12 protein-coding genes and 1 tRNA gene are annotated in these 12,919 nt (G+C 66.2%); 8 read left to right on the top strand and 5 right to left on the bottom strand.

Annotated elements, in window-relative coordinates; translation table 11 throughout:
* Positions 1 to 165 precede the first annotated feature (165 nt).
* Positions 166 to 699, bottom strand: a complete 534-nt coding sequence (locus tag ACFVVI_RS11615) for an OmpA family protein (RefSeq protein ID WP_378995521.1) — start codon at positions 697 to 699, stop codon at positions 166 to 168.
* A gap of 336 nt (positions 700 to 1,035) precedes the next feature.
* On the opposite strand from ACFVVI_RS11615, the gene ACFVVI_RS11610 reads away from it, so the two are divergent.
* Together ACFVVI_RS11610 and ACFVVI_RS11605 are read left to right on the top strand one after the other, a co-directional pair.
* Positions 1,036 to 1,602: a nucleoside deaminase gene (locus ACFVVI_RS11610; protein ID WP_378995523.1), complete on the top strand. Its 567-nt coding sequence runs from the start codon at positions 1,036 to 1,038 to the stop codon at positions 1,600 to 1,602.
* Between the two features lies 1 nt (position 1,603).
* Positions 1,604 to 2,575, top strand: coding sequence for an antibiotic biosynthesis monooxygenase (locus tag ACFVVI_RS11605; RefSeq protein WP_387445211.1), 972 nt, complete (start codon positions 1,604 to 1,606; stop codon positions 2,573 to 2,575).
* Between the two features lie 118 nt (positions 2,576 to 2,693).
* Here the strand turns inward: ACFVVI_RS11605 and ACFVVI_RS11600 are convergent, their stop codons facing one another.
* Entirely contained in the window at positions 2,694 to 3,512 is an 819-nt protein-coding gene (locus ACFVVI_RS11600; RefSeq protein ID WP_387445210.1) for an MBL fold metallo-hydrolase, read from the bottom strand.
* A gap of 108 nt (positions 3,513 to 3,620) precedes the next feature.
* Between ACFVVI_RS11600 and ACFVVI_RS11595 the strand changes: the two genes are divergently transcribed.
* Positions 3,621 to 4,229 carry a helix-turn-helix domain-containing protein gene (locus ACFVVI_RS11595; RefSeq protein WP_378995530.1) on the top strand — a complete coding sequence of 203 codons (609 nt, stop codon included), beginning with the start codon at positions 3,621 to 3,623 and terminating at the stop codon, positions 4,227 to 4,229.
* 82 nt (positions 4,230 to 4,311) lie between these two features.
* On the opposite strand, the gene ACFVVI_RS11590 is transcribed toward ACFVVI_RS11595, so the two are convergent.
* The gene (locus ACFVVI_RS11590; protein ID WP_378995532.1) at positions 4,312 to 4,719 is read right to left on the bottom strand and encodes a RidA family protein; all 408 of its coding nucleotides are present in this window, start codon (positions 4,717 to 4,719) and stop codon (positions 4,312 to 4,314) included.
* 228 nt (positions 4,720 to 4,947) lie between these two features.
* Here ACFVVI_RS11590 and ACFVVI_RS11585 point away from each other — a divergent pair, with 228 nt between their 5' ends.
* Positions 4,948 to 7,692, top strand: a complete 2,745-nt coding sequence (locus ACFVVI_RS11585) for an AAA family ATPase (RefSeq protein WP_387445209.1) — start codon at positions 4,948 to 4,950, stop codon at positions 7,690 to 7,692.
* On the opposite strand, the gene ACFVVI_RS11580 is transcribed toward ACFVVI_RS11585, so the two are convergent.
* On the bottom strand, positions 7,681 to 8,328 hold the full coding sequence (locus ACFVVI_RS11580; protein ID WP_387445207.1) for a TetR/AcrR family transcriptional regulator: 648 nt from the start codon (positions 8,326 to 8,328) through the stop codon (positions 7,681 to 7,683). The two genes, ACFVVI_RS11585 and ACFVVI_RS11580, sit on opposite strands and share 12 nt — an antisense overlap.
* A gap of 103 nt (positions 8,329 to 8,431) precedes the next feature.
* Here ACFVVI_RS11580 and ACFVVI_RS11575 point away from each other — a divergent pair, with 103 nt between their 5' ends.
* The 4 genes from ACFVVI_RS11575 to ACFVVI_RS11560 all read left to right on the top strand — a co-directional run bounded on the left by ACFVVI_RS11575 (position 8,432) and on the right by ACFVVI_RS11560 (position 12,370).
* A complete protein-coding gene (locus tag ACFVVI_RS11575; RefSeq protein ID WP_387445206.1) occupies positions 8,432 to 9,136 on the top strand; it encodes a hypothetical protein in 705 nt (234 codons plus the stop codon).
* Between the two features lie 38 nt (positions 9,137 to 9,174).
* Positions 9,175 to 10,707 (top strand): alpha/beta hydrolase, encoded by a 1,533-nt coding sequence (locus tag ACFVVI_RS11570; RefSeq protein WP_387445204.1) that lies wholly within the window; start codon positions 9,175 to 9,177, stop codon positions 10,705 to 10,707.
* 169 nt (positions 10,708 to 10,876) lie between these two features.
* Positions 10,877 to 11,605 carry a MerR family transcriptional regulator gene (locus tag ACFVVI_RS11565; RefSeq protein ID WP_387445202.1) on the top strand — a complete coding sequence of 243 codons (729 nt, stop codon included), beginning with the start codon at positions 10,877 to 10,879 and terminating at the stop codon, positions 11,603 to 11,605.
* Positions 11,606 to 11,629: 24 nt separating this feature from the next.
* Entirely contained in the window at positions 11,630 to 12,370 is a 741-nt protein-coding gene (locus tag ACFVVI_RS11560; protein ID WP_387445201.1) for an SDR family NAD(P)-dependent oxidoreductase, read from the top strand.
* A 402-nt stretch (positions 12,371 to 12,772) separates the two neighbouring features.
* Here ACFVVI_RS11560 and ACFVVI_RS11555 read toward each other — a convergent pair.
* A tRNA-Arg gene (locus tag ACFVVI_RS11555) sits at positions 12,773 to 12,846 on the bottom strand.
* Positions 12,847 to 12,919: the final 73 nt, after the last annotated feature.

Below are 12,919 nucleotides of genomic sequence, written 5' to 3'. Positions count from 1 at the left end.
GTCGCGAACAAGATCGCGATGGCGACCGAGCTGACCACGGAGATGGCAAGGATGATCCACATGGGGCGAAAGATTACCCGGCCGGGGGCACCACCCCGGCATCGCACCGCCGTGACCGGCATCAGTGCAGGTCACGGCGGTGTCTGGGAGGTCGGCGGCAGCCCGCTATTTGTCGACCACGGTGATCGCGGCCTCGTTGGCGTCGACCTCCGGGTCGGAGGGGTTCGCGTCGGCCTTCACCGTGATGCGCGACTTGTCGATGCCGTCGCTCTCGAGGGCGGCCGCGATGTTGTCACCGCGCGCCTCGGCCAGGGATTTCGCCGAGGCGGTATTCGAATCCTCGGCGTAGGTCGTGATCTGGATCTCGGTGTCGTTGCCCCGCAACGGGACGGCTACCGCTTTGAGAGTCGCGACGGCAGCCGTGCTGAGATCGGAACTACCCGCGTCGAAGGTGATCGGTGCGGCGGCCAAGACCGTGTTGATCGCGTCCTGCACCGCTTGCTCCGCGGTGTCGCGCACCGTGCTCATCATCGAGGATGCCGTCGCGGCGACGCTGCTGCGCATGGCGTCGGTTTGGGTGGTCTGGGTGGTCGTGGTGGCTGCCGGTGCGGAGGAGTCGTCATCGGAGCTACACGCCGCGGTCATCAGCAGGACCACCGCGATCGAGGCGATCCCACAGACGCTGTTTCTGAGTTTCAACGGATTCTCCTTGTGTGTGAATGCCGGACAGTGGGTCGTGCGGAAGAGCTGCGGTTCGGCCGGTTCGCTGGATCGCAGAACAGTGCCGCGATGGCGAGAGTCACACAGCGGCGGCGTGTGCGGCTCACCCGAAAAGGGTGAGTCGGCCGAACATGGCGAGCTCGACACGGTCGCTGTCGGCCGCGATCTGCTCCAAGGACACGGAGTGGTTTCCAAAGCCAGACGAATGCGTCGCCATTGCGCACGCTGTTCCGTGGGGATCGGGCCGGAGGTAGATTCGGTATGCGGCAGAGGCTTATGAAGTACGTCCGAACCACAATTCGAGGTGCAATACCTATGACACCGGATGAACTCATGGAAGAAGCATGCAGGCTGGCGAAAGAGTCTGTCGACAACGATTGGGGTGGACCGTTCGGCGCGGTGATCGCGAAGGACGGAGTGATCGTCGCGCGCGGGCAGAATCGGGTGCTGCTCACCGGTGATGCCACCGCACACGCCGAAATAGAAACCATCCGCAAGGCCACCCAGGTCCTCAACGGCGAGGCCCCGAGTATTTCCAAAGAGCATCAGAACGAGTCGACGCTCGAATTGGTCCCGCGACCTGAAGGATCTCCCGACAAGGTCCCGGAACGCGCGAAGATGTTGATGGGGATGGAGATATTCATCAGCGGCGCACCGTGTCCCATGTGTATGAGCGCAATCTATTGGGCACGTCTGGACGCCGTGCATTTCGCGAGCGACCTGGCCGACACCAGCGAAATCGGCTTCGACGACGCGTATCAATACGAGGACTTCACCAGGCCCCTGCCCGAGCGGTCCGTGAAAATCGAACAGTTCCGCAGGGATCTGGGCGCCGAAGCGTACAAGACCTGGGCCGAAAAGGCCGATAAGCACCCGTACTGACATGACGGCCTCGAAGGCGCCGTCGCCGAGGCCCGCCGCGGCGACGGTGGTCATCACTCAGCAGCCCCGAGTCGGCCGCGAGAGCGAGTTCCGGCGGTGGCAGGCGGAGGTGAACGACGCTGCGGCGACCTTCCCCGGATTCCTCGGCGCCGACGTGACGCCACCGGGCGACGCTCAGTCCGACTGGTCGGTCGTCTATCGGTTCGACGACATCGTCAACCTCAAGCGCTGGCTCGCCAGCGATACGCGCGACGAACTTCTCGCCCGCGGAACCGGGCTGTTCGAACGGCCGTCGACGCAGCATGTGCTGGTCGACGAGCCGGCCGAAGAGGTAGCGACCGTCGTCGTCTCGCATCCCGTGGCGGCCGACCGCGAAACGGAATTCATCGCGTGGCAGGACCGGATGACCGAGGTCGAACGGACATTTCGAGGTTTTCGCGGATCCGGGTTGCACCGGCCGATCCCCGGTGTTCAGAGTGACTGGACGATCATCTATTCCTTCGCTTCGGCCGAACATCTCGACCATTGGCTCGAATCGCCCCAGCGCAAGGCGTTGCTCGAAGAGGCGCCGGACTTCAGGGACTTCGAGGTTCACCGAATCGCCAACCCCTACGGGTCGTGGTTTCCGCCGAGCCGGACCGGCGAGGACGGCGGTCCGGCATCGTGGAAGACGGCCCTGTCGGTCCTGGTAGGGCTGTATCCGACGGTCGTGATCCTCACCGTGATCATCGCCGAGATCTGGCCCGGCGCGCAGCTGTGGATCAGCCTGCTGGTCGGGAACATCCTGTCGGTCAGCCTGCTGACCTGGGTGGTGATGCCGGTCGTCACCCGCGCGCTGGGATTCTGGATGCGATCGGACCCCCGCCCCGATCCCCGCACCGACCTGGTCGGACTCGCCTGCTCGGTGGGTTTCCTGACGCTCGCCGCGATCTTCTTCTATCTGGTGACAAGGGTGTTCTGGACGCTCCCGTGACGTCGATTTCGTCAATAGGCCCGGTGAAGTCCAACTGTTCCCGGTTCGTCTCGGCTGGCAGGCGAGTTCGGCCTCCTGGGCCGCCATGACGAGCGTGGCCCCGCGCCGACAGGCTCGATCAGCCGATCGGTGGTGCGAGATATTCCAGCGCGTAACCATCGCCGGAGGGGGTTACGCGGGCGATGCCGGGTGAGTCGAGGTGGGCGCCTGCCACGAAGTGGTCCGGTTGAGTCAGCTGTTCGAGCAGGGCCGCTCGCGCGGCGCGGGCCTGGGACTGGTTGCCGTCGAACTCCCAGGTCACGTTCGGCTGATCGAATTGGAGCGTGGGGACGTGGACGGTGTCACCCCAGACGAGAAGGTGGCCGGTGGCGCTGCTGACGTCGTAGACGGTGTGACCGGGTGTGTGGCCCGGTGTCGGAATCGCGGTGACCCAGTCGTTGATCGTGACTTTCTCGGACACGGGTACGACCCGGTCGCGGATCGGCTCGAGCCGCCCCGTGAACACCGAGGTGTCGCCCGCGCCGATCCACACCCGCTCGAGTTCGGGGAACGCCTCCGAACCGTCCGGCGTGATCAGGCCGCTCACGTGGTCTTCGTGGTTGTGGGTGATGGCGACATCGGTGACCTGCGCCCGGTCGATTCCCGCTTCGTCGAGTGCGTCGTAGATCAATCCCATGGTGGGGTCGTGCCAGACGTCGGACGCGCCGGTGTCGATGAGAACCGACCGCGTGCCGTCGGTGACGAAGAAGGCGTTGACCGACAGCCGCAAGTTGTCGCCGGCCAGCGGCACGGCGGTCGGCAGCGCGGGGAGCGGGCGCCCGTCCTCGCCGCGGAGCCGTGTCGGTGGCATGTCGATGTACCCGTCTCGCAACGAGATCACCTGCAGACCGCCGAATTCGAACGTGGCATGGTGCCGACCACTCGAGATCAAACGCATGGAGCCTCCATCGTGTTGGGCGCGTATCGCGCCTCTCCGATGGAAGACTAAATCTTCTTTAGGAGAAAGTCTACACTGCAGCGAGGTATCCATCGATCGAGGAGCACGGTGGTCGAGCAAGACGCAAACGTGGCCGAATCACAGGATCGTGATGACCTGGCAGGCGCGTTCGGCCGTAACGTACGGCGACGCCGTGAGGAAGCGGGCCTGACGCTGGAACAGCTGTCCACACAGTCGTCGGTCAGCCGGGCGATGCTGTCCAAGGTCGAACGCGGTGAGAAGAGCCCGACAATCGGTGTCGCGTCCAGGATCGCCCACGCGCTCGACGCGTCGCTCTCGGACCTGGTCGGTGGAGCAGCTGCGGCCGCGTCCGGTGTGGCCGTTGTCCTGCGCAAGAACGATCGCCCCGTTTTCCGTGACCCGGAAACCGGCTTCGAACGGCACATGGTGTCGGCGGCCCCGGGGGCGGGAGGCGGCGAGATGGTTGTCCATTACCTCCCCGCACAGGTCTCTACCGGGTTGCTGCCCGCGTATCCGGCGGGTACGGAGAAGCAACTCGTGGTACTCGAAGGCACCCTCACCGTCGCGATCGGCGGGATCATCGAAATCCTGAATACAGGCGACTCCCTGTTCTTCCAGGCCGACGCGGACCACGGCTTCGCCAACCGAACGGACGCGCCCTGTGAATACATCATGGTCATCTCGCGCAGAACCTGAACGGCCGCAGCTCGCGGGCCCGGACGAGGCCGGCGGCCGATGGCCATGGTCGGCGTTTGCCGACCGTGGCCATCCTCATGAATCAGTCCAGGACGGCAGTGGCTTCGATCTCCACCAGGAGGTCGGGCCTCCACAGGGTCTGTACGCCGATGACGGTGACAGGAGGCAGCGGCGCACTGAAGCCGTCGGATTCCTGGGCCCGTGAGGTGCCTTCCCACAGTTCGTCGGCCATGTCGGTGGTCCAGCCGGCGACGTAGAAGGTCAATCGGGCGATGTCGGTGACATCGCCCCCCGCGCCCCTCACCGCTGTCGCGACGTTGCGAAGGGCGTCATGGACCTGCGATGCGAGGTCGGTCGCGGTCGTTTCACCGAGAGGCGTCACGGCCAGCTGTCCGGCCAGCAGCAGCAGCCGGGACCCTGTGGTCGTGGCGACGGGCGCATAGTCCTTCTGTTGGAGCAGGCCGTCGGGGTGGCTGAGGTGCGCGGTCATCGTGGATCTCCTTCGTCTTCGGTCGCGAGCGCACTCGATGCCACGTCCACGGCGATCGAGTCCTGCCAGCGAGCCAACACCGTGTGGTCACCACACAGTCAAGATGTCCACGTCCGCGCACCCGTGCAGGCTCGACCGGGGTGGCAGCCGGCCCACTCTCGTGCGTCATGAACCACGCGGGGTGTTGTGTACCCTGCGGTGCAGGACATACTTGCGGATCGGACGCCTATGAAGCTGACGACGCTGCTGGGCCGTCGCGCGGAACGCGAGGCGGTCGAAAAGCTGCTCGAGGCCGCGCGCGTGGCTAACAGCGGGACGATCATCCTGCGCGGGCAACCCGGGATCGGCAAGACGGCGCTCTTGGACTATGCCCGAGAAGCCGGCAGCCCGGTCTTCCGCGTGGTGGGCTGCGTCGGTGTGGAGTCCGAGGCGCTCTTCGCTTTTGCCGCGCTGCACCAACTGTGCGCGCCGCTGCTCGACGAAGCGAAACGGCTTCCCGAGTCTCAGCGCGTCGCTATCGATGTGGCTTTCGGCAGTCGCAGTGGGCCTGCGCCCGATATGTTCCTGGTCGGCCTGGCGACATTGAACCTCCTGACCGACGCTGCCGAAGCTGCGCCCCTGCTGTGCCTCATCGACGACGCGCAGTGGCTCGACCCGGCGTCGGCGCAGGTCCTCGCGTTCGTGAGTCGGCGGATCGCACACGAGCGGGTGGCGATGATGTTCGCCTCACGCGAGCTCGAGACCGACGGCCCCCACCCCGTGACCGCCGATGCGGTGGAGTTGCGCCTGGAGGGCCTGCGGGATGCCGACTCGCGCTCGCTGCTCATGCGGGGGGCACACGCTCCCGTGGACGAGAAAGTGCGCGATCGGATCCTCGCAGAAGCGAGAGGTAACCCGTTGGCGCTCCTGGAGTTTCCGCGCCGCGCTCGTCTGACTGAACTCGCGGGAGGTTTCGAATCGCCCGGCGCACTCAACGTTCCTCGTCGGATCGAAGAGGGATTCCGGCGTCGCTCGGCAGGGCTGTCCGAAGACGCCCAGCTCTTGCTTCTGCTCGCCGCAGCGGACGCGACCGGGGATGCGGTGCTGCTGTGGCGAGCAGCCGAGGAGTTGGGCATAACGCCGGCGGCCGTCGAACCTGCCCAGGAGACCGGGCTGATAGAAGTCGATACCAGAGTGCGGTTTCGTCACCCCTTGGTGCGCTCGGCTGTGTACCGGTCCGCTACGCCGGAGACTCGTCGCCGCGCTCACCGCGCACTCGCCGCAGCGACTGATCCCCACACCGATCCTGATCGCCGAGCCTGGCACCACGCATCCGGGGTCGTAGGGGCCAGTGAGGACGCAGCGGCCGAACTCGAGCGATCCGCCGAACGGACACGCGCCCGCGGTGGCGTCGCAGCGGCGGCGGCATTCCTTCAGCGCGCCACGGAACTCACCCCTGAACCCGCGGTACGTGCACGGCGAGCGCTGGCGGCTGCGCACGCCAAACACGACGCGGGAGCATCGGCGGCCGCCGAGGAACTGCTCACGGTCGCCGAACTGGGCCCGCTCGATGAGCTCCAGCGCGCCCGGGTCGATCTACTTCGAGCGCGAATCACCTTTCATCTGACCCAGAGCAACGACGTTCCTGCGATGTTGCTCGAAGCCGCCAGGAACCTGACGGTTCTCGATCCGGCACTGGCGCGCGAAACCTACCTGCACGCCATCGACGCAGCCCTGGTCGTCGACGCCTCCAGCGTGGCCGAGGTTGCCGGCGTGGCGCGATCGGCGCCGCCACCTCCGGGTGAACCGAGCCCGCCGGATCTGCTTCTCGACGCGTTGGTGGCGACATTCGCGATCGGGTACGCAGCGGGCGCCCTTCCTGTTCGACGTGCGATGGAAGCGTTCCGCGACCGTGGCTTCGATGGGGAGGCGACGGGTGAGATGGGCAGCCGACGGTGGTTATGGCTGGCGACCCGAACCGCGGCGGCTTTCTTCGACGATGACATCGGCATCACGCTCGCCGACAGGAACGTACGGCTCGCACGCGAGGCGGGCGCGCTGACGACGCTTCCACTGTCCCTTGTCGCGTTGTCCTCGGCACTGGTTCTGACAGGCGACCTCTCCCGCGCCGCGGAAGTCGCGGCTGAGGAAGCCGCGATCACCACGGCGACAGATGCCGTACCGCTGCTGTACGGACAGCTCTACGTCGCCGCGTGGGGCGGGCACGAACTCGACACGCGAAGGTTGTTCAAGGCCAGTGTCGCGAACGCAGGTGAAAGGCTCTCCGAAGCGGCGACCGCACACTACGCGCTCGCGGTGCTTTTCAACGGTCTTGGCCAGTATGGGGCTGCGCGCGACGCTGCTGCGTGGTCGAACGAGATGGGCGAGCTCGTGAACAGCAGTCTCACCCTTCCCGAGCTGGTCGAGGCGTCGGTTCGGGCGAACGACCCGGATGGGGCAAGCGCTGCGGCGGACGAGCTCTCCACGCGAGCTGCCGCCAGCGGCACTGCCTGGGCGCTCGGGCTCGCCGCCCGTTCGCGAGCCCTCGTCACCACCGATCCCACCGCTGAGACCTGTTACCAGGAGGCGATCCGCCACCTTCAGAACAGCAGAATGAAAGGTCATCTCGCGCGGACCCACCTCGTCTACGGCGAGTGGTTGCGACGAGAAGGACGTCGACAGTCGGCTCGTGAACAGCTTCGCACCGCACACGAGATGCTCACAGACATGCGCGCCGACGCGTTCGCCGCGCGCGCTGCACGGGAATTGCGCGCCACTGGACAGCATCCGCGCAATCGCTCAACCGAACCCGGCACCGAACTCACCGCTCACGAGCAGCTGGTGGCTCGCCTCGTCGCGACGGGGTCAACCTCCAGGGAGGTGGCTACCCAGCTGTTCCTGAGTCCCCGCACTATCGATGCCCACCTGCGCAACATCTACCGCAAACTCGGCATCAGCTCCCGCAAACAGCTCCGCGACCTGCTAAACCCCTGAGGGAGCCTGCGGAGCGGCCCGCTCCCGGACGGCTTGTTCGGAAGGTGGATAGGCGCCGCGCAGACGGAGCATGGTCGCCGTCACCACGGCACGGATGTCCGTTTCGCGCAACGGGGCGGAGAACAGCGCCGAACTGAACGAGAAGCCCTCGATCAGGGCGAACAGCAGCAGCGCCTCGCGGTGCAGCGCTTCCTCATCGATCGTGCGGTCGGCCAGCGCATCACGCATCAGCGAGCGGATCACCTCCGCGCCCGCGAGAGAGGTCGCAGCGACGTCGGCCGCGAGCTCGGGGTCCGTGCGCGCCATGACGCGGTATTCGACCATGGCGATGTTCTCCTTGCGCTCCTGCTCGCTGGTGGGTGCGGCGAAGGCGATGACGTCCACGATCCGTGTTGCCGGGTCGTCGGACATCGTCGCGGCGCGATCCACGGCGCGCCGCATGAGGACGCCCAAGGTGAAGCGCATGACCTCGCGGACGGTGTCGCCGAAGTAGTACCGGATGCTCCCGATGGCCAAGCCGGTGCGTGCGGCGATCCGGGCGAGGGTCACCGAGCGGAGCCCGTGCTCGGCGATCTCGTCGATCACGGCGTCGGCGATCTGTTCCCGGCGGACATCCGGGTCAACTCTCTTGGGCACGAACCCGACTGTAGCGCTTTTAGCATGTACGTGCTAATTTTTCTGGCATGGTCATGCTAGAAAAATCCTGCTGCGATGGTCCCGACCTCGGACGAGACCCGACGTGAGCGACTGGCGCGACCCCTGGGACGGTGGGCGGGAGGGCTCTCGAAACGACGGCCGGATCGACGGCTGCGACGGGTTCGACGGCGACGCGGGAGCATGGTCGACGCCGGCTCCGGAGCCGGGAGCATCGTTGCCGCCGTTCCGCCGCTCTTTCTCGCTGCAGCGCACGCGATTCGCGGTCGGCCTTCCCGATGCGTCGACGGCGACGGTCGATGTCGATCACCTGTCGGGGCGAGCGTCGCTCTATCGGGACGACCGGCACGTACGGACCTCCGACATGCCGGTCCGGTTCCCGCTCGGCTCGGAAGCCATCGCCGTAGCCGCGAGCAGATACGGCATGCGGCGGATCCACCTGATCGGTGCGGACGGCAGCGAGCGACGCCTCGATCCAGCGCCGGGGACACCCGAGCACTGGCGCGCCCAGCTCTCCCGGCGACACCCGGGGGTTGGGCGCACGCTGGCCGCCTGCGCGGTCATCGTGCTGACGGTCGATCTGATTCTCGTCGCGCCACAGCTGCTCGAGCTGGTCACCCACCTGCGGTTCTGGGCTGATCGCTGCAGCCCGTTCGTCTCGCCCGTCGACTTGCCGGTATGGGCGAACACGGCTCTCGCCATCAACGCGGGCCTCGCGGGAATCGAACGAGCGCTCACCTTCCGCCATCACCGGCTCCTGGATGCCGAGACCGACGGGATCGGGAGCTGATGCTCCGGATCCAGCCCTGGACACGCCAAAGGAAACGCATGCGATCACGTCTTCGACTCCCGAATCGATCCCGGCGCCTCACGACCGGGCTCGCCGCGGCCGCCACGCTCCTACTCGCCGGCTGTACGCCTGCTGCGCCGGGCTCCGGCGCCGATGCGGACCTCGGCGCCTACCTCGGGCAAGAGCTCGACTGGGGCGGGTGCGCGGGCACCGCGACGAGCGCGGCGGACGCCGAGCTGTTCGCGAACCCCGCGCTCGAATGCGCCTCGGTGGAGGTGCCGCTCGACTACGACACGCCAGCGGGTGCGAGGGCGCGGGTCGCGCTCCTGCGCCTGCCCGCCACGGGCGAGGCCGAGGGCTCGCTGCTGATCAACCCGGGCGGCCCGGGCGGCTCCGGCACCGGCCTCGTCGCGTCGACCGTGCCGCTGTGGCAGGCGAGCCGCGTCGGCGAGCGCTTCGACATCGTCGGCTTCGACCCTCGCGGGACCGGATCGTCGACCCCGGCCCTGGACTGCTACACCGACGAGGAATACGACGCCGGCGACGGGCCGCGATTCGGCGCCGTGTACGACATCACGAGCGCCGAGCAGGCAGTCGAACTCGCACAGCGCTGCACCGACGGCTCCGGCGGCGTCGCGAACCTGGTGAACGCCGGGTCGACGAACGTTGTGCGCGATATGGACATCATGCGAGCGGTGCTCGGTGACGACCAGCTGACCTACCTCGGCTACAGCTACGGCTCCGAGCTCGGCGCCATGTACGCCACGACTTACCCCGAGAAGGTCCGCGCGATCGTCCTCGACGGAGCCGTCGCGCCCGACCTGACGGCGAGCCGATTCCGCCTGTCCCAATTCAAAGGCCTGCAGGCCCGGTTCGACGACCTCGCCGCGCTCTGCGCCGAATCACCCGACTGTGTACTCGGCACCGATCCCGCAGCCGCCAACGATCGCCTGCACGAGATCGTGCGGCCTCTCATCGAGACGCAGGCGCCGACGGCCGGCGGCCGAGCTGCCAACGTCTGGGACGTCTACCTCGGCATCAGCGGCGGCCTGTACGCGGAGGCGAAATGGCCCGAAGTCATCTCCGCCCTGACAGCGCTCGAGGCCGGGCGCACCGACGAGGCGCTCGCCCTACGCGCCGGCTTCCCGGACCTCGACACCAGCATCGCCGTGCGTTGCATGGACTGGCCCCGCTTGGCGCCCGCGGAACACACAGCGCTCGCACGCGAGATCGGGCAGGTCGCGCCGATGTTCGACCTCGACGTCTTCACAGCGGGGAACTACCACAGCGAGTGCGAGGCGTGGCCCGCACCGCCCACGCGTGCGGAGCCCTGGCTCGCCGATGCCGAAGGCCTCCCCAAGTCACTCGTCGTGTCGACCACCGGTGATCCCGCGACGCCACACGAGGGCGGCATCGCGATGGCGCAAGCCCTCGGGGCAAGCCTGCTCACCGTCGACGGCAAGCAGCACGGCGCCTACCTCCTCGGCGGTAGCGAGTGCGTCGACGACGTGGTGGACGCGTATCTCCTCGACCTCGAAACCCCGCCCGCCGACGCACGCTGCAGCCTGTGACGCTCCACGCCGGCACACGGTCAGGTGCGAAGGACTTACGTAATAGTCACCGACGCGAATCGAGTCGTGACTCTGAGACGGTGGGGGTGAGCACACGCGAAGACTGGATGGCATCGAAACCGCACTTGTCACCGCATGTATCCGCCGCAATCCGCATGAGGAGGACACAGTGACATGGAGTACTCGCGAGCTGGCCGACCTCACGGGGACGACTGTGAACACCATTCGGCACTATCACCACGTGGGACTTCTGGAAGAACCAGAACGCCGCTACAACGGGTATAAGCAATATCGCGTAAGGCACCTGATTTCGTTGGTGCGTACACGCCGGCTGGTCGAGATCGGTATACCGCTCGCGCAGATTGCGGAAATAGACGTCACTTGCTCCGACGCATTGCGCGAGCTCGATGAGGAGCTGCGAGCAGGTATCGACCGTCTTGTGCGGGTACGTGACGAGGTGGCTGCGATCGCTCGAGAACATGCTCCACTCGACACTCCGCGCGGCTTCGAAGCAGTCGCGAGCGGGCTCTCCGGCCCCGACCGATCATTCCTCCAGATCTATGCGAGTCTCGCCGCGCGAGATGCGCTTCCCGACCTGTTACCGATGATCTCCAAAGAGTCAGCCCCGCTGCGTAAGGCCTTCGGTGCCTTACCCGACGATGCGGACCAGGTCGCGCGGCAACGAATTGCGGACTGGATTACAGAGTCGGACGCGAACTGGCGAGCTGTCGACGGCTCAGGGGCCGTCGGCGGCGCGCTCACTGAGGCCCGGCGCGAGCTCTACAACCCTGCGCAGCACGAAGTGATCGCGCGAGCAACGACGTCACAGCGTGCACGTCGACTTTCCTGTCGCCAGTTCGAGATCGCTGAAGAGTTCCTAGTGCCAATCGGTACATAAATCGGAAGATGGGTTACAGACCACATGGGGTATTTCGATAACAAGACGGCTGTCGTCACGGGCGCCAGCATGGGCATCGGACTTGCGACGGCGAAGCAACTCGCCTCCGAGGGCGCGCACGTCTTCATCACCGGGCGACGCAAAGACGAGCTCGAGAAAGCCGCCGCCGAGATCGGCCACGCGACGGCAGTGGTCGGCGACGTCAGCGTCTCAGCCGACGTGGATCGCCTTTATGAGCACGTGAGTCAGCGCGGGCAGGGCCTGGACATCCTGTTCGCGAACGCGGGAATCAACCACCTCGCCTCTCTCGAGGACCTCACTGAGGAAGACCACGACAGAATCTTCGACATCAACGTGAAGGGGACCTTCCTGACCGTGAAGAAGTCCCTGCCATTTCTCAACGAGGGGGCCGCAGTCATCCTCGCGGCCTCCACTTCGGCTGAGAGCGGGGCGCCATCCTTCGGTGCGTACGGGGCGTCGAAAGCCGCTGTGCGAGCGTACGCTCGCACCTGGGCCAACGAACTGAGTGGTCGAGGCATCCGGGTGAACGTCGTCTCGCCCGGGCCGGTGAATACCCCGCTGTGGGACGATGTCTTCGGTGAGCGCGCCGAGGAGATGAAAGCGGCCATCGCGTCGGGATTGCCCGCTCAGCGGGTCGGCGAACCGGAGGATGTCGCTGCCGCCGTCACGTTCTTGGCATCGCCCCTGAGCAGCTTCGTCTACGGCGCGAACTTCTACATAGACGGTGGAATGAATCAGGTCTGATGCCACTCCAATAACGCACTCTCCCTACCTTTTACCGCAAGCAACTGGCGTAGTGCCCGCGTTTCCGAGGTCGAAGAAATTCTCGACGCCGCGGTGTATGGCGGGGATCACGGCGTCCTTCGGTGGTGGGTACGTCGTGGTGCGGAAGGTGAACGTATCGCTGCTGCGCAGGCCAGGACGGTAACCGCGCTATTGAGCTGGCCGCAGGAGCGCGGCGATATCGAGCCGTGCTGGCACCCGTGTCGACGCGGGTTCTTGTCTGCTGACGGCTCGTGCCAGGAAGTGGTAAACCTACGCATTTGCGGTGAAAGTGTGGGTTGAACGACGTTACGGTTCCCGAGTGGATCGAACCTGCGACGCTAAAACAAGCCCTCCACCTGCGGAAACGCAGGTGGAGGGTTGCGCCCCCGGCAGGAATCGAACCTGCGACCTAGGGATTAGAAGGCCCTTGCTCTATCCAACTGAGCTACGGAGGCAGTCGCATCAACCTTGGCCGAAGTCGGCCACGCTGTCCAGCTCGAAAAGTATAGCGACCGACCGGATCGTCGA

It is taken from the genome of Nocardia sp. NPDC058114, assembly GCF_042884695.1.
Classification (GTDB): domain Bacteria; phylum Actinomycetota; class Actinomycetes; order Mycobacteriales; family Mycobacteriaceae; genus Nocardia.
The sequence above is the reverse complement of the archived record's forward strand: the minus strand, read 5'-3'. Positions and strand labels throughout refer to the sequence as shown.